General features: G+C 68.9%; 16 protein-coding genes and 1 pseudogene. 13 read left to right on the forward strand and 4 right to left on the reverse strand.

Annotated features, from left to right (window positions below; all coding sequences use genetic code 11):
• Positions 1-6: 6 nt before the first annotated feature.
• From QIT00_RS05470 to mtnA, 11 genes are all read left to right on the forward strand, one after another.
• Positions 7-1,134 carry an aromatic ring-hydroxylating oxygenase subunit alpha gene (locus QIT00_RS05470; protein ID WP_282533937.1) on the forward strand — a complete coding sequence of 376 codons (1,128 nt, stop codon included), beginning with the start codon at positions 7-9 and terminating at the stop codon, positions 1,132-1,134.
• A gap of 14 nt (positions 1,135-1,148) precedes the next feature.
• Positions 1,149-1,838 (forward strand): methylthioribulose 1-phosphate dehydratase, encoded by a 690-nt coding sequence (mtnB, locus tag QIT00_RS05475; RefSeq protein WP_282533938.1) that lies wholly within the window; start codon positions 1,149-1,151, stop codon positions 1,836-1,838.
• Positions 1,835-2,425, forward strand: a complete 591-nt coding sequence (locus QIT00_RS05480) for a 1,2-dihydroxy-3-keto-5-methylthiopentene dioxygenase (RefSeq protein ID WP_282533939.1) — start codon at positions 1,835-1,837, stop codon at positions 2,423-2,425. Before mtnB ends, QIT00_RS05480 begins: the two co-directional genes overlap by 4 nt.
• Complete coding sequence (gene mtnC / locus QIT00_RS05485) at positions 2,422-3,159, forward strand: acireductone synthase (RefSeq protein WP_282533940.1); 738 nt, start codon at positions 2,422-2,424, stop codon at positions 3,157-3,159. The genes QIT00_RS05480 and mtnC overlap by 4 nt, the downstream gene beginning before the upstream one ends.
• Positions 3,156-4,361: an aminotransferase class I/II-fold pyridoxal phosphate-dependent enzyme gene (locus tag QIT00_RS05490; RefSeq protein WP_282533941.1), complete on the forward strand. Its 1,206-nt coding sequence runs from the start codon at positions 3,156-3,158 to the stop codon at positions 4,359-4,361. Before mtnC ends, QIT00_RS05490 begins: the two co-directional genes overlap by 4 nt.
• 42 nt (positions 4,362-4,403) lie before the next feature.
• A complete protein-coding gene (locus QIT00_RS05495; RefSeq protein WP_282533942.1) occupies positions 4,404-5,195 on the forward strand; it encodes an S-methyl-5'-thioadenosine phosphorylase in 792 nt (263 codons plus the stop codon).
• 73 nt (positions 5,196-5,268) lie between these two features.
• Entirely contained in the window at positions 5,269-6,495 is a 1,227-nt protein-coding gene (metK, locus tag QIT00_RS05500; protein ID WP_282533943.1) for a methionine adenosyltransferase, read from the forward strand.
• A 191-nt stretch (positions 6,496-6,686) separates the two neighbouring features.
• Positions 6,687-7,307, forward strand: a complete 621-nt coding sequence (locus QIT00_RS05505) for a TetR/AcrR family transcriptional regulator (RefSeq protein ID WP_282533944.1) — start codon at positions 6,687-6,689, stop codon at positions 7,305-7,307.
• 111 nt (positions 7,308-7,418) lie between these two features.
• Positions 7,419-8,678: an MFS transporter gene (locus QIT00_RS05510; protein ID WP_282533945.1), complete on the forward strand. Its 1,260-nt coding sequence runs from the start codon at positions 7,419-7,421 to the stop codon at positions 8,676-8,678.
• A gap of 653 nt (positions 8,679-9,331) precedes the next feature.
• The gene (locus QIT00_RS05515) at positions 9,332-10,153 is read left to right on the forward strand and encodes an AfsR/SARP family transcriptional regulator (protein WP_282533946.1); all 822 of its coding nucleotides are present in this window, start codon (positions 9,332-9,334) and stop codon (positions 10,151-10,153) included.
• A 26-nt stretch (positions 10,154-10,179) separates the two neighbouring features.
• Complete coding sequence (gene mtnA / locus QIT00_RS05520) at positions 10,180-11,694, forward strand: S-methyl-5-thioribose-1-phosphate isomerase (RefSeq protein ID WP_282533947.1); 1,515 nt, start codon at positions 10,180-10,182, stop codon at positions 11,692-11,694.
• Here the strand turns inward: mtnA and QIT00_RS05525 are convergent.
• The gene (locus QIT00_RS05525; RefSeq protein ID WP_282533948.1) at positions 11,627-12,181 is read right to left on the reverse strand and encodes a transposase; all 555 of its coding nucleotides are present in this window, start codon (positions 12,179-12,181) and stop codon (positions 11,627-11,629) included. The two genes, mtnA and QIT00_RS05525, sit on opposite strands and share 68 nt — an antisense overlap.
• 1,068 nt (positions 12,182-13,249) lie before the next feature.
• Here QIT00_RS05525 and QIT00_RS05530 point away from each other — a divergent pair.
• Positions 13,250-13,525 (forward strand): hypothetical protein, encoded by a 276-nt coding sequence (locus QIT00_RS05530; RefSeq protein ID WP_282533949.1) that lies wholly within the window; start codon positions 13,250-13,252, stop codon positions 13,523-13,525.
• A gap of 27 nt (positions 13,526-13,552) precedes the next feature.
• Here the strand turns inward: QIT00_RS05530 and QIT00_RS05535 are convergent, their stop codons facing one another.
• The gene (locus QIT00_RS05535) at positions 13,553-14,233 is read right to left on the reverse strand and encodes a DUF899 family protein (RefSeq protein ID WP_282533950.1); all 681 of its coding nucleotides are present in this window, start codon (positions 14,231-14,233) and stop codon (positions 13,553-13,555) included.
• A 231-nt stretch (positions 14,234-14,464) separates the two neighbouring features.
• Between QIT00_RS05535 and QIT00_RS05540 the strand changes: the two genes are divergently transcribed.
• Positions 14,465-15,262, forward strand: coding sequence for a bestrophin-like domain (locus QIT00_RS05540; protein ID WP_282533951.1), 798 nt, complete (start codon positions 14,465-14,467; stop codon positions 15,260-15,262).
• 33 nt (positions 15,263-15,295) lie between these two features.
• Here the strand turns inward: QIT00_RS05540 and QIT00_RS05545 are convergent, their stop codons facing one another.
• Both QIT00_RS05545 and QIT00_RS05550 read right to left on the reverse strand, forming a co-directional pair.
• Positions 15,296-15,802, reverse strand: a complete 507-nt coding sequence (locus QIT00_RS05545; protein ID WP_282533952.1) for a phospholipase A2 — start codon at positions 15,800-15,802, stop codon at positions 15,296-15,298.
• A gap of 256 nt (positions 15,803-16,058) precedes the next feature.
• Positions 16,059-16,274: pseudogene (locus QIT00_RS05550) on the reverse strand (DUF6332 family protein); the annotation flags it as partial.
• Positions 16,275-16,442 lie beyond the last annotated feature (168 nt).

The following is a 16,442-nucleotide window of genomic DNA, read 5'->3' on the forward strand; positions in this document are numbered from 1 at the left end:
CGAAAGATGACGGCCCCCAGCCTGCCCGCCAGCCTGATGGCGACCCTTCCCGGCCGCTACTACAGCGACCCGCAGATCTTCGATCAGGAACAGGACCGGCTGTTCCACCAGTACTGGTACGGCTTCACCCACATATCCGACGTGGACGCGCCCGGCAGGTACCGCACCGCCCAGGTCGGCAAGGAGAACGTGATCGCGGTGCGTGGGCACGACGGCGAGCTCAGGGCCTTCCTGAACGTCTGCCGACACCGCGGCACGCGCCTGTGCACGGACGAGTTCGGCTCGGTCAAGCGCAATATCCGCTGCACCTACCACTCGTGGACCTACGGCCTGGACGGCAAGCTGGTCACGGCTCCGCACATCGCCAGGATGCCGGACGTCGACCCCATCGAATGGGGCCTGAAGGAGGTCCACGTCCGCGAGTACCTCGGCTACGTCTGGGTGTGCCTCGCCGAGGAGCCGCCGTCCTTCGAGGACACCGTCATCCGTACGGTGACCGAGCGCTTCGGTGACGAAACGGCCGTCGACGGCTGGTCGATCCCCGACCTCAAGGTGGGCCGCCGGATCAGCTACGAGGTGAAGGCCAACTGGAAGATCGTGGTGGAGAACTTCATGGAGTGCTACCACTGCGCCTCCATCCACCCCGAGTTCGTCAGCGTGGTGACCGAGTACAAGAAGGGCTACGCGGCTCAGCACTACGTAGGAAAGGGCATCAGCTTCGGCGAGGACGCCGAGGCGTTCACCGTCGACGGCACCGGCGGATTCGGAAGGCTCCCCGGCGTCACCGAGGAGCAGGACCGCAAGTACTGGGGCGTCACGGTCAACCCCCAGGTCTTCATCAACTTCGTCCCGGACCACGTCATCTTCCACCGCATGTTCCCCGTCTCGGTGGACCGGACGATCGTTGAATGCGACTGGCTCTACGCCAAGGACGTTCCCGACTCGGGCCCCGAACTCGACCACTCCGTCGAGCTGTTCCACCGCATCAACCAGCAGGACTTCGAGGCTTGCGAGCGCTGCCAGGTCAACATGAAGTCCCGTGTGTACGAGCCCGGCGGCGTGCTCGTACCCCATGAGCACCACATCGGTGCGTCCTTCCATGACTGGTTCACCAAGGCGTTCGGCGCGCCGTGAGCACGGGAGCGCAGATGGCTGTGAGCACTGATTCCCCGAGGAGTGGCACCGGGGTGGAGCTGGAGCGCGGTCAGGTCGCCGCCGCCTGCCGTGACATGTTCCGGCGTGGCTGGATGCCGGGCACGGCGGGCAACGTCTCCGTACGGGTCGAGGGACGCGTGGTGATATCGGCCAGTGGACGGGCCAAGGGCACCATGTCCATGCGGGACACGGTCGCCGTGTCTGCCCCGGACGGCCTGCCGCTGTCCGGGGAGAGCAAGCGGCCGTCCGCCGAGACGGCCATCCATCTGGCCGTGTACCAGACCGTGCCCGAGGCCGACGCCGTCGTGCACACCCACGCGCCCTACTCCACCGCACTGTCCGCCGGCATTCCGGTCGGCGGACGAGCTGAGTTCAACCAGTGGGAGCTGGCCAAAGGGCTCGGCGTGCGGGACCACTCGCACGTGGCGGTTCCAGTCTTCGCCAACTGGGCCGATGTACCACGCATCGGCCGGGACGTGGCGGCACACCTACGCGACGCCGGCCGGAACGCCCCCGCCGTGCCCGCACTGCTCATCTCCCGGCACGGCGTGACCACGTGGGGCCGGGATCTGACGGAGGCCGTCAACCGACTCGAGTGCGTCGAAATGCTGTGCCGACTCGTCCTGATGACGAGTGGCGGCCGCGCCCTCCCGGACGGCCCGGAAAGCGAGGAAGCACCGTGACACACTTGTCTGTGATGCCGGACGACGAGCCGGAGCGGGTGCTGCTGCACACCGGGGCAGCGGAACGCATCCGGGAGGAACTCGGCGCCATCGGGGTCCGGTTCGAGCAGTGGCAGGCCACCCGCCCGCTGCCGAACGCCGCGGACAGCGACACCGTCCTCGGCGCCTACCGGCCGGACGTCGACCGCATCTGCGAAGAGGGCGGCTATCGGCTTGTCGACGTCGCACGGCTGCGCCCGGATCCCGAGGATCCGCAGTGGCCCGAGAAGGCCCGCGCGGCGCGGACGAAGTTCCTGGACGAGCACTTCCACACCGAGGACGAGGTCCGCTTCTTCGTGGACGGCTCCGGCTGCTTCTACCTCCATCTGAACCAACGGGTCTACGCCATGGTGTGCACGGCGGGGGACCTCATCTCGGTGCCTGCGAACACCGTGCACTGGTTCGACATGGGCAGCACGCCCGACTTCACCGCCATCCGCTTCTTCCAGGAGGAGGACGGCTGGGTCGGGAACTTCCTGCCGACCAGCATCGCGCACCGCTTCCCGACCCTGGACGACCTCAACTCCGCTTTCGAGGCCCTGACATGACGGATGCCGTGGTGCTCGACGTGGAAGGCACTACCAGCTCCGTCGGATACGTGGCCGAGGTCCTGTTTCCCTACGGGCAGGCCCGGCTGGCCGACTGGGTGAACCGGCACAGGCACGAAGCGCGGACACGCTCGATCCTCGACGAGGTGGACCGCGCCTGCGGCCGCCCTGAGGGCGAGGACGACCAGGCCACCGTACGCACTCTGCAGGAGTGGGCGGAGTCTGACCGCAAATACGGCCCCCTGAAGGACCTCCAGGGGCTGATCTGGGCCGCGGGCTACGCGAACCGAGAGCTCACCGGTCACGTATACGACGACACCCTCCCCGCCTTACGGCTGTGGCACGGCCGCGGAGCGCGTATCCACATCTACTCCTCCGGCTCCGTGCAGGCCCAGCGCGACCTGTTCTCCCACACCCAGCATGGAGATCTGACCGGGTGGCTGACCGGCTACTTCGACACCCGGTCGGCCGGCGGCAAGCTCTCCGCGGATTCCTACCGGACCATCGCCCGCCAGATCGACGTCCCGGCCCGGAGCATTCTCTTTGCCTCGGACAGCGTGGCGGAGCTCGACGCCGCACGCGAAGCGGGCTGGAACACCGCATGGGTGACCAGAGCGGAGGGGCAAGACACCAGCCGGGACACGAATCCCGCGGTGGCCAACGGCCACCCGCGCTTTCCCCGGCTGCTCGACGTCGCCGACGCCACGCACAGCCGAGCGACGGCACCGCGATGAGGAGGGGTGCTACCGCGCCGCCGGGCGGCCCGCGGGCCGCCCGGCGGGCCGCCCTGGGGACCACCGTCTTCACCGAGTTGACCGAGCTGGCGCAGCACACCGGAGCCATCAACCTGGGCCAGGGGTTCCCGGACTCAGACGGCCCGCGCACAATGATCGACCAGGCGCGCAAAGCGCTGGCCTCCGGCGCCAACCAGTACCCCCCGCTAGGCGGCGCGCCCGAGCTGCGGCAGGCCATCGCACGGCAGCGCGCCCGGCGCTACGGCGCGCGCTACGACCCCGATGACGAGATCGTGGTGACGACCGGTGCCACCGAGGCCGTCGCCGCCGCCGTCATGGCCTTCTGCGATCCGGGAGACGAGGTCGTCGGGTTCGACCCGAGCTACGACGCCTACCAGGCGGCTGCCGACCTGGCGGGAGTGGCCTACCGGCGGGTCTCGCTCCGCCGCACCGCAGACCACTTCGCCTTCGCACCGGACGAGCTGTGCCGAGCCGTGTCACCGCGCACCCGGATGCTGCTCCTGAACACGCCGCACAACCCTACGGGCAAGGTGTTCACCCACAGCGAGCTGGCCGACATCGCCGAGGTGTGCCGCAGCCACAACCTCATCGCCGTGGTCGACGAGGTGTACGAATACCTGACCTATGACGGCGCCGAGCACCTCCCCCTGGCCTCGCTGCCGGGGATGCGCGAGCGCACCATATCCGTCTCGTCGGCGGGCAAGACCTTCAGCCTCACCGGCTGGAAGGTGGGCTGGGCCTGCGGCTCCGCGCCGCTCGTCGGAGCCCTGCGGTCGGTCAAGCAGTATCTGACCTTCGCCGGCGCGGCCCCCTTGCAGAGCGCGGTGGCCATCGGTCTCGACCACGAGGAGGAGTGGGTCGAAGGCCTCCGCGGCCGGCTGCGGAGGCAGCGCGACCTGCTCGCCGAGGGCCTGGCCGAGGCAGGGCTTGGCGTGCTCCGTGCGGAGGGCGGCTATTTCCTCCAGGCCGACACGGCGGGCTCCGACCCGGCCGAGGCCGAGCGGTACTGCCGCGAGCTGCCGCTGAGCCGTGGCGTCGTGGCCATACCGACTGCGGTGTTCGCCCAGGACACAGCCGAATACCGGCACCTGGCGCGCTTCGCCTTCTGTAAGGACCCCGACCTGCTGCGCCGCGCGGCCCGGGCCATCGCCTCGCCCTCCGCCGCACGAGCAAGTCCGTGACAAGCCCGATGCGACAACCGCGTACACAAAAGAGGAGATCACATGACGACACCCCGCCCCGAGATCGGCATCATCGGGGGTTCCGGCCTGTACTCGCTGTTCACGCACGGCCGCGAAGAGATCCCCGACACCCCTTACGGCAGGGCCAGCGCCGAGGTGACCATCGGCGAACTGGCGGGCCGTCAAGTGGCGTTCGTGCCCAGACACGGGCGGCACCACCAATACGCCCCGCACGTGATCAACTACCGGGCCAATCTCTGGTCGCTGCACACGCTGGGTGTACAGCGGGTGATCGGAGTCGGCGCAGTGGGCAGCCTGACTCCGTCGGTTCCCCCGGGCAGCCTCGTCATCCAGGATCAGCTGGTAGACCGCACGACGAGCCGTGTCCAGACGTACTTCGACTGCCCGGACGTCGCCCACGCCTCATTCGCCGACCCCTACTGCCCGTCCGGCCGACGCACGGCCGTCCAGGCCGCCGAGAAGTCGGGCTGGCCGCCGGTCGAGGGAGGAGTGCAGGTCGTCATCGAAGGGCCGCGCTTCTCCACCCGGGCGGAGTCACAGTGGTACGCCGCCCAAGGCTGGTCGACCATCGGCATGACGGCCTACCCGGAGGTCGTGCTCGCCCGCGAACTGGGCCTGTGCTACACCCCCTTGTCGCTTGTCACTGATCTGGACGCGGGCGTCGAGGCAGGCAGCGGCGTGACCCAGGACGACGTCATGGATGCGTTCGCAGCGAACCTGGGACGCCTGAATGCGGTGCTTGACGAGCTGGTCGCGTTGCTCCCCGGCGAGCGCGACTGCGACTGCGCGTCCTTGAAGCCCGGCGTGATGTGACCGGGCTCCGACAGCCATCCCACGTTCAAGCAGCTGACGGCTGTTCAACGGTTCAAGCAGCTAAGGACACCCCATGCCAAACTCCCGCCTGTTCACTTCGGAGTCTGTGACCGAGGGACACCCCGACAAGATCGCTGACCAGATCAGCGACACCATCCTCGACGCCCTGCTCCGTGAGGATCCAGCGTCCCGGGTCGCGGTCGAGACCCTGATCACGACCGGGCAGGTGCACGTCGCGGGCGAGGTGGCGACGTCCGCGTACGCCGATATCGCGACGCTGGTGCGCGAGAAGATCCTGGAGATCGGCTACGACTCGTCCGCCAAGGGCTTCGACGGCGCATCCTGCGGCGTCTCCGTCTCCATCGGCTCCCAGTCACCCGACATCGCGCAGGGCGTCGACACGGCGTACGAGAAGCGGGTCGAGGGTGCCGCCGCAGGTGCGGAGGGCGACGAGCTGGACAAACAGGGCGCGGGCGACCAGGGCCTGATGTTCGGCTACGCCTCGAACGAGACCCCGAGCCTGATGCCACTGCCGATCCAACTCGCCCACCGGCTCTCGCAGCGGCTCACTCACGTACGCAAGGACGGCGCCCTTTCCTACCTGCGCCCCGACGGCAAGACCCAGGTCACCATCGAGTACGACGGCGACAGGGCTGTCCGCCTTGACACGGTCGTGGTGTCCACGCAGCACGCGGCCGACATCGACCTGCACTCGCTGCTCGCCCCGGACATCAGGGAGTTGGTGGTCGAGCCCGAGCTGGCAGCTCTGGAAGACGAGGGCGCCAAACTGGACATCGACGGCTACCGGCTCCTGGTGAACCCCACCGGCCGGTTCGAGATCGGCGGCCCGATGGGGGACGCGGGCTTGACCGGCCGCAAGATCATCATCGATACGTACGGCGGCATGGCCCGGCACGGCGGTGGCGCATTTTCCGGCAAGGACCCGTCCAAGGTGGACCGCAGTGCCGCGTACGCGATGCGCTGGGTCGCCAAGAACGTGGTGGCCGCGGGCCTGGCCACGCGCTGCGAGGTCCAAGTGGCGTACGCCATCGGCAAGGCCGAGCCGGTCGGCCTGTTCGTGGAGACCTTCGGCACCGGCACGGTCGCGACCGGGGAGATCGAGGACGCCATCTCCGAGGTCTTCGACCTGCGCCCCGCCGCGATCATCCGCGACCTCGACCTGCTCCGCCCGATTTACTCCCAGACCGCGGCCTACGGCCACTTCGGCCGCGAACTGCCCGACTTCACCTGGGAGACCACCGACCGCGTGGACGCGCTGCGCAGGGTCGCTGGTCTCTAGAGTCCAGCTCCCCGATCGCTGCGGCGAGCAGGCCTGGCATGCGTGCTCGCCGCAGCGGTGTCCGGTACGCAGGCCCGGCGGTATGCGAACCGAGGCCGGCGAGCCAGGACCGGGTGCCCAAGCGCAACTCCGGCAGGCAGATGGAACGTTCCGTCTATGCAGGAGATAGAACGGTCCGTATAGTCATGGCTATGACGCTGCACTTCGAGCCGGCACCCCGGCCCTCCGCACGGAGCCGCCTGCTTGCCGCCGCCGACGACCTCTTCTACGCGCACGGCGTGGATGCCACCGGAGTGGATGCCATCATCGAGGCCGCCGACGTGGCCCGCATGACGTTCTACAAACACTTCCGCGGCAAAGACGCCCTGGTCGTCGCGTACTTGGAGCAGCGTGACGCCCGCTGGCGGCGACTCCTTGCGGAGACGTGCAACGCTGCGGGGCCGCAGCCGCAAGCTCGCATCCGCGCGGTGTTCGACGCGCTGGCGACTTGCCACAGTGAGCCGGGATTCCGCGGATGCTCCTTCGCCAACGCCGCGGCCGAGCTGGCCCACCGGGATCATCCTGCGCGCGCGATCGTGCAGGGCCACAAGGAGGCGCTCCGCGCGGACCTGGCCCGATTCGTCGACGAGGCCGAGTTCCTGGCCGTCGACGAGCTGGTCGATGTGCTGCTCATCCTCTACGAGGGCGCGAGCACCACCCAGGCACTCGGAACGGTCACCGACGCTATCGCCAAAGCCCAGGCCACCGTGGACCGGCTCCTCGACTCCTGGCCGAAGAACAACCCCGCGGCGGCCGGCCGGCCGACGAGCTGAGCCGCGCCGACGCATCACATTGCCACCTCAGGTGCGCCGCTCCGACGAGCCGCGTCGCGGTGTGAGGTGCGCCGGATCAACGCAGCCTCTTCAGGGAAGGCCCAACCCGCAATGACCAAGCGCAATCCGCGACTTTCCGTCGCGTGGAAAGTCGGTATCGCCGGAGTCGCGGCTCAGGGGGTGACCTTCGGGTTCGCCCGCTACGGATACGGCCTCTTCCTGCCCGAGATACGCGACCAGTTCCAGCTGTCGGTCTCCCTTGTGGGAGCGATCGGCAGTGCCACGTACGTCAGCTATCTGGCCGCCCTGATGCTCGTCGGTGCCCTCTCGGGGAAATTCGGCCCGCGGCCTCTGGTCATCGCCGGAGGGCTGTCAGCCGCGGGCGGCATGCTCCTTGTGGCATACGCCCAGGGAACGGGCATGCTGGTGATCGGCCTCGTCATGGCCGGCCTGAGCCCAGGGTTCGCCTGGGCACCCTATTCCGACGCGGTGGACCGGATGGTTCCGGAACGGCAGCGCGAACGCGTCATGGCGCTGATCCCCAGCGGCACGGCCTTCGCCGTGATCATTGCCGGGCCGCTGGCCGTCGTCGCCAAGGGGCCCGCCTGGCAGTACGCATGGACGGCCTTCGCCGCGGCAGCGCTTGCGGTGACCCTTTACAACGCCCGCATTCTGCCCGGCGGACCGCACCGGCAGCCCCCGGTGGCGCGTCAACAGCGCCTCGGTCTGCGCTGGTTCGCCCGCCGGCCTGCCATTCCGCTGTACTCCACTGCCCTGGTGTACGGCCTGATCGGAGCGGTCTACTGGACCTTCGCCGTGGACGCTGTCTCGCAGAACTTCGCCGAGGACGATCCCACCGGGCCGCTCTTCTGGACCCTAATGGGCCTCGCCGGGACCGCGGGGGTGTTCACCGGAAACCTGATGGAGCGTCTGGGACAGCGCCGGACACAGGCGCTGCTGTTCCTTTCGATGGCCGTGGCCATCGCGCTCCTGGGGGTGGCGCCGGGGACGATCCCGGTGGTGGTGACCTCGGCCGTGCTGTACGGCCCTGCCTTCATGGCCGGTTCGGGACTGCTGGCCGTCTGGAGTTACAAAGTGTTCCCCGAGAAGCCGTCCACCGGCTTCAGCTCGACCGTGTTCTTCCTCGGCATCGGCACCATCATCGGCCCTGCCGCACTGGGCGCCTTCGCCGACCGCTTCAGCATGAGCGCGGCCTTCCTGCTGACCGCCGGCATCGCCCTCCTGACGCTGTTCGCAAGGCCCGTCAAGGAGACGCGTCCAGTCGTCCTTGAGGGCGGATGCAGCGCGGATTCCGTACCCGATTCTGTAACCAGCGAAGAAGGCAGCCGCCGCTCGGGAATACGCGGCTGACACCATGACCGGCCGTCCATTCTGGTCGGCGTTCCGGCCTGTTCGGGCGCTGCACGCAAGGACTGCAAGGCATCCCGCAACTTCTGAGGAGGGGAATGTGGTGCGGAATTTTCTCCGTGTTATCTTCCGGTTCGTCATGGACGTGGCGCATGGCATAAACGAGGGTAATGCGATCCGGCACGGGGTGAGGCCGGTTCCGCGGAATACACGTCGCAGGAACATGGCATACGCGGACCCCCGCGAGGCAGACGGTCGAGGTGTCGGCGAAGCAACCGCACAGCGGTCGGGCATCTTACCTTGAAAAGGTCAGCCCCGACGGGGAATTGACGAACTTTGGCACGTGGCCTCTACGGCTTGCACGCTGTCCAGGAGTGACGGAATCGGGCCACGCGTGGCCGATGGGCGACCTCCCACATTGGCCCCGCCGCAGGCCTGATATCCACTCACCCGCTACTTCGACACCCTTTTCGCTAGGTGGAATTTCAGCGCGGATTAATTCAGGCATACTCCACCTATCGGACCCCGAGCATGGTGTGGCGCAATCAATTTATTGACCATGGAGGCCGTGGTGAATATGCTGATTGAGCTTGCTCGGATGTTGGGGAAGAATCCTTCGGAGGGTGCGGCCCTGTTGTCCACCCTGAGGAGACTGCGTGATAGTTAATATTCTCGGCCCCCTTGAAGTAAGCGATGAAGGGGTCTGCCTGCTTCCCTCGGCACCCAAGACGCGTCAACTCTTAGCCCTTTTCCTGCTGCGCAACGGCGCCCCGGTCTCGGTGGCGATGTGCCTGGAGGAGCTGTGGGGGCCGAGGAGCCCACGCAGCGCCATTCAGAGCCTCCACACGCGTGTGCTGCACATCAGGCAGACGCTGGCCGCTTCCCCCCTTATCGGTTCACAGGAGCGGGCCAAGCGGGTATTGAGCACCGCGCACCGTGCGTACGTCCTGCGTGCTGAAAAGGAAGACTTCGACCTCAGCCGCCTCGAAGACAACGTTGCCGCGTCCCGCGACGCCGCAGCCGTGGGAGACGACCGGGCAGTCAGCACCGCCCTGCGTGCGGCCATCCGACTGTGGCGTGGCCCCACGCTCTCCGACATCAACCTGGGCCCCTACCTCCGTGCGCGCGTCACCGGTCTGGAAGAGCAGCGCCTGACCCTCACCGATCAGTGCATAGAAGCCGAGCTGCGCCTCGGCCTGCACCACGAACTCCTTGCTGAACTCGGCCAATTGACAGCCGAGTACCCCACATACGAGAACTTCCACGCGCAATACATGCTCGCTCTCTACCGGTCCGGGCGAGCGGCGCGGGCGCTCGGCGTCTACCACGCGCTGAGGGGGCGACTCAGGACGGAGCTGGGCATTGAGCCCTCTCCGCGGCTGCGCGAGATCCAGACGGCGATCCTCAACGCCGACCCCGAACTCACGGTCGCGCCCTCCCACGGGCGCGGGCTCTCCCTCGACATGTTCAGTGCCTGACAACGCGGTCGAAAGGACTCACCTCCGTGGAACGGTCCATCACCTGGGACGACGGCGCCATCCGGACGCTCGATCAGCGTGCTCTGCCCGACGAACACCGCACGCTGCGACTGACGACGATCGACGAACTCATCGAAGCCATAGCCACCTTGGCGATACGGGGCGCGCCGGCCATCGGCGTGGCCGGCGCGCTCGGCGTGGCTCTCGCCGCTCGGCTCCACACCGTGGACGGCAGGTTGGACGAGACCGCCGTACTGGCGGATGCCAAGCGCATCGCCACGGCCCGGCCGACCGCCGTCAACCTCACCTGGGCAGTCGAGCGGGCGCTCTTCCGGCTTCCTCAGGGCGCGGACGCAGTACTCGACGAGGCGCTCGCCATGCTCGACGGGGACGAGCGCACCCACCGCGCCGCCTCTCGAAGAGCGGCGGACCTGCTGCGACAGCAGTGCGGCAAGGGCCCGCTGCGCATCTTGACGCACTGCAACACCGGGCGCCTCGCCACCACGGCATGGGGCACGGCTCTGGGTACCATCCGCGAACTGGCAGCCTCCGGTGAGGTGCAGGAGGTCATCGTCGGCGAGACCCGTCCGCTGTTGCAGGGTGCGCGACTGACGGCCTGGGAACTGGTCGAGGACGGCATTCCGCATCGCCTGTGCGTGGACTCCGCCAGCGCGTGGGCCATCGCCTCCGGATTGGTGGACTGCGTCGTCGTGGGCGCCGACCGGATCACCACGCGAGGGGACGTGGCGAACAAGATCGGTACATATGCGCTCGCCGTGGCTGCGCAGCGGGCCGGCATCCCCTTTGTGGTCGTGGCGCCCGAATCCACTGTGGACGAGAGGCTCCTCGACGGCTCCGGGATCATGATCGAGGAGCGAGCGAGCGACGAGGTCACCCACCACGGCGGCCGCCGCATGGCCCCTGAGGCGACGCCGGTCTTCAACCCGGCGTTCGACGTGACTCCGTCGGACCTGGTCACTGCGGTCGTCACCGAATCGCGGATCCTGGTGCCCGGCGGCGACCTGGCGGACCGCATAGCCGCGTGCACCCGGGTCGTGCCGGACTTCCCCACAGCCGGGGTGAGCTTCCAGGACCTCGGCCCCGTCTACGCCGACGCGACACTCGTCCGCGACACGGCGGCCGCGATGCACCGGGCCTTCCAGGGGCGGTTCGACTCCGTGCTGGCCCTGGAGGCGCGCGGATTTCCCCTGGGCGCCGTCGTGGCACAGCGGGCCGGAACCCCGCTGGTACTCGCCCGCAAACCCGGCAAACTGCCGGGGACTGTGGACTCCGTGCAGTACGGACTCGAATACGGCAGCGACCGCCTGGAGACCCAGTCCGGTGCACTCACTCCAGGCGCACACGTGCTGGTTGTTGACGACGTACTGGCCACCGGCGGCACCTTGGAGGCCGCAGCTCGACTGGTGGAACGAAGCGGCGCGCGGGTCAGCGGACTGGCCACGGTCCTCGAACTCACCGCACTCGGGGGCCGCGAGAAGCTGGCCGCCCACGAAGTGTTCGCGGCGCGTCACGTGACCTGATGTCGGCGTACCGTCGAACTCCCGCGCGACCAGCCGTGATCCGTTTCTGGAGTTTCAGGTCCGTGATCCGGCCTTCGTTGACGCCGGAGTTGAGCGGGGTGGTGATGCCTTGTACGACTGCGGCCTGGTCCTCGCGGAGGGACTTGGCGAGGTCGGCCAGGGCCGGGAGGTTCGAGGCCGTGAGGTGATCGAGCCAGTCCGGTAGCGGAGCGGCGTCGCGAGTGTCGAGCATGGCCGCGAACTGCCGTACGAAGTCGTGGGCTTGGTCCAGTTCCGGGCGGTGCGAGATGAGTCGCCGAAGTGCCTCGGTGGCATGCAGGCCTCGCCGGGACGGTGTGGTGGTGGTCCAGCGGGCGACCTGTCGGGGCGAAAGCGGCCGCTCGCGTGGGGTGTCGATCGGCAGACCACGGCGCAGAGGCGCGATGGCCATTTTGACTCGCTGGTAGGGCCCCAGGTAGCCCTTGGCGACGATCTCCTGGTGCAGCACCGTCGTGGTGTGCTCGCCTTCTTCCAGCGTTGACGCAGATACTCCAGGTACGGATCGAGGCGCGTGGACCGGCGGGGCGGGGTTCGGCGTACGCAGCCCTGCCAGGAGGCAGCCTGTGCGTACTTGGCCACGGTGCGGCGGTTCAGTCCCAGCTCGCGGGCGACCGCGCTGAGCGGGCGGCCGGTACCGGAGACCGCGTGCACTGCCTCGAACAGCGGCTTGGCGTGGCGGCGAGCAGGAGAATCAACCAGCTCGAATGGTTCCACCGACGGTGGTGAGACAGTTTCGGTTTCAGGTACTGCGGCGGACAGGCAGCAGCGGTGCGCGGCGGCAATGTCCGCGACCCGTTTCGACAGCCCTTGCCAGAGGTGAAGGCGGTCGCTGACCTGTACCGGGCCCGGGACGCCGTCGCTGATGCCCTGCCGGTAGACCAGCGAGCCGTCCCGGCACGCGACCTCAACCACACCGAGAAGTAGCGACTCCAGCATGTCCCGGTGACATCAAGCATGTCCTGGGCCGGCCTGGCCAAGATCTTGTGGGACCTCACACCGTCAACTCATGCCCGCGATGCCGTCCCGACAGCGACACACCGGGCACAGATGCGGCGTGACCCGCTGATGCCCACGCTGGCCACACGATCGGGCATCGCCTGGACCGCGTGTGGCGATTGTTGAACCCTGACAACCACGTCGGACTGCGCGCGGAATCGGCATCAGCCGTGCCACCAGCGCAAGCAGAGGGGCACTGAGAGCCGCGCGGAGACGCGCTCCGGTGGACAGCCGGTGGACAGACGCCTTTGGACGAGCCAGTACGAGGCCGCGCGAGGGGAACTGTTGCACATCGTCTGATCAGGGAAAACGTCACCAGGCGGCATCGTCCGGCACCACTCGACATGAACGCTTTCGGTCTTGTAATGCGCAGGTCGTCGGTTCGAATCCGACAGGGGGCTCCTGAGGAAGGCCAGGTCACGCCACTGTGACCTGGCCTTTTTGCGTGCGTGTGTGATTCTTGAAGGTGGAGCCCCCCGTGCACGGGCGAGGGCGGACGCCGCACCCGGGGAGGTGTGTGATGACGCGGAACCACCACTTCCACCTCGACTTCGCGGGCCACTCGGTGACCGTGAACGTCCACAACAGTCACCGGGTGATCGCCGAGTTGCTGGTGGACGGCAAGGTGACGGATCAGCAGCAGTCGCGCGGGCACCGGCCCCTGCTGCTCTCCGGTGAGCTGGCCGACGAGCCTTCCCGGCCCGTCGGGGTGCGGGTCATGCCGGGGCCGGGGGTGCCGCGCTGCACTGCGGTGATCGACGGGACCGAGGAGCTGATGTCTCCGCGGGCCTTCTGATGTACCGGGAGGGTGGGGAGGCGCCCCCTAATACTTCAGCGCGGCGTACCAGTCGCCGCGCCCCCCGCGGGTGACGTCGAGTACGTGCCAGACGGGGCTGAGCAGGTCGATGCCGCGCTCGTCGATGGTGTCGGAGAGGCGGGGGTGCACCGAGTAGAAGTGGCGGACCGAGCCGTCGGCGTCGCGGCTGAACACCGAGACCGTGGAGTCCTGTTCGCCGTCGGCGTCCTCACTGCCCAGGTCGTACTTGAAGGTGCCGGTCCCCGCGCTGAGCAGACGGAGGTTCGTCCACCGGCGGCTGCGGGCGTGTGCGCGGAGTGCGGGCAGTGCGGCCGCGGCGACGACGGCGAAGTCGACGTTCTGCGCGAGATGGTGGGCCACTCCGTTGAAGCCGTCGCACCACATCGTGCACATCGGGCACGGCTCGGTCTGCTTCTTGCCGTACATCAGGTGGTAGACGACGAGGTCGCGGCCGGGCCGGGTGAACAGGTCACTCAGGCGTACGGTCCGGGCGGGGTCGTCGCCGGCCTCCAGGTAGGCCGGGCCCTCCTCGAACGCGTAGTCCTCGACGACCGGGCCGGGCGGCAGCCGCCTGCGCAGGTCGGCGACGCGCTCGCGGTGGCGCATCAGCTCGATCTCGGCCTGCCGCAGCTCCTCTCGGGCGCTCACGTAGTCGGCCGACTCCGCGGTGAGGTTGGTTGGACGCATCGCTGCTCCCGGGGTGGCTGAGGGCTGAAGCCGCCGTTTGTCCTGCCTCACCACCGTAAGTCGCGGCGCCGGGCGTGGCAGCGCGTAGACCCGGTGCAGCAAGCGGTGTCCCCCGATCGTGCGGGAACAAACATCCACCGCTCTCGCGTACGCACCCCGCTGGGAGAGATCGACAAGGCCCCGGAGACGGGGCCGCGTCCCCGTAGACACCGTTCCCCAAGGCGGCTGCCCGTGATCCTCATCATCGTCATCGCTGTCCTCGCCCTGCTCGCCGGGCTGGCCGCCAACCGCTATCTGCGGCCACGCCTCGTCTCCGACGGGGACGAGGGGATGGCCGTCAAGGACCTGATCGGGCCGCTGCTGACGCTGACCGTGCTGCTGCTCGCGTTCGTCCTGGTCACGGCCTCGGGCTCGTACGGCAAGGCCGAGGTGGCGGCCCGGGGGGAGGCGCGGGCCCTGGACAAGATCGTCGAGCTCGCCGAGTACGCGCCCGCCGGGCCGAAGGCCAGGGTCCAGGCCGACTCCGTCTGCTACGCCCGCGCCGTACGCACCCAGGAATGGCCCGCGATGGCGGACGGCGAGGGCTCGGCCGCGCCCAGCGTCTGGTCCACCGACCTCCGCAAGACGTTCCGGGCCGTGGAGGGCAAGCCGGTCTTCGGGATGCTGATCGCCGCGGACAACGAGCGCTCGCAGGAGCGTGAGGAGCGGCTGACTCAGTCCACGGCCAGCATCCCCAGCTCCATCCTCTGGTTCCTGCTGATCACGCTGACCGTGACCGTGGTCGCTCTCGGTGTCTGCCTGCCGCGGCGGAACAACCGCGCCCAGATCGTGGCCCTCGTGGTGATCACGGGACTGCTCACCACGACCCTGTGCATCATCCGCGACGTCGACCGGCCCTTCGGCGGCATCACCTCCGTCGAGCCGACCGCCATCGCCGAGACGGAACGCCAGGCGACCCGCGACTACCGCACCAACCACCCCGACGCCCCCCTGCCCTGCGACGAGAACGGTGACCGCAGGGCGAGTTGAGGGGGCCGGGGCGGGGCGGAGGGGCGCGCGGGGCTACGCGTAGAAGGCCCGGTCTCCGCCGATCCGGACCGCGTCGTAGAACGTGTGGGCCGCGCCGTAGCAGGCGGTGTGGCGGATCGGGCCGGGGCGTTCCTGGTCGCAGATGCGCCGCATCTCCTCCCGGAAGCGCTGGTCGATGGCCGCCTTGCGGGCGGGCGTCGGGTCGAGCGCGAGCGTGCCGGCCCGCGAGCCGTAGTTGCGGTAGCCGAAGTCGTGCTGGGTGCAGGCAGGGGTGAAGAGCCTCATGTACGGGGCCATGCCGCCCGGCACGGAGCAGCCGTCCGTCGTCCAGTTGAACGGGGGCGTCCGCTCCACCGTCATGAAGCGCTCGACGGGCAGGGCCATGATCCGGTCGGCCGCCTGGACGAGTTGGGGGTTGGGGGCGGGGGCGGGAGCGGGAGTGGGGGCGGGAGTGGGGGCGGTGGCAGCGGTGGCGGTCGGGGCGAGGGTGAGCAGGGCGGTGGTGAGGGCTGCGGCTGCTGCTCGGGCGAGGGTGCGCATGGGGCGGCTCCTGGGTGTTTTTTTCCAGGTCAACCGCCTCTGCGCGGAGAAGGTCACCGGCGTCGTCGGGCAGTTCGGCCATTGCGGTGCCCTGCGGAGGGAGCCTCAGCCCCAGCCTCAGCCGCCGCCCCCGCCCCCGGGTCTGCCGCCCCAGTCCCCGCCTCCGCCCCCGGGGCTACCGCCCCCGGGTCTGCCGCCCCAGTCCCCGCCCCCGCCCCCGGGTCTACCGCCCCAGTCCCCGCCACCGCCCCCGGGTCTACCGCCCCAGTCCCCGCCACCGGTCGAACCTCCGGAGTACCCGGACCACCCGCCACACCCCCGCGACGGCGCCCGCGATCGCGCCGGTCTTCGCGTCGAACAGGGCCGTCGCCGCCGCGAACACCAGGACGGCGAGGGCCGCGCCCGTGACCAGGGCGAAGGCGATCTCGACCGTCATCGTGTCCTTCTCCCAGCGGGATTCCCGGCCCTTGTCCCCACGACTGTCCCCACGACTGTCCCCACGACTGTCCCCACGACCGTCCCCACGGCCACCCGTGCCCGTGCCCGTGCCCGTGCCCGCGCTCAAGTCCTTGTCCATGAAGGGAGCGTGACAGGGCGGGGGCGACAGCGGGAGGCCTCGCGGGCTCTCACATCGGGTGGG

The organism is Streptomyces luteolus (genome assembly GCF_029968015.1).
Classification (GTDB): domain Bacteria; phylum Actinomycetota; class Actinomycetes; order Streptomycetales; family Streptomycetaceae; genus Streptomyces; species Streptomyces luteolus.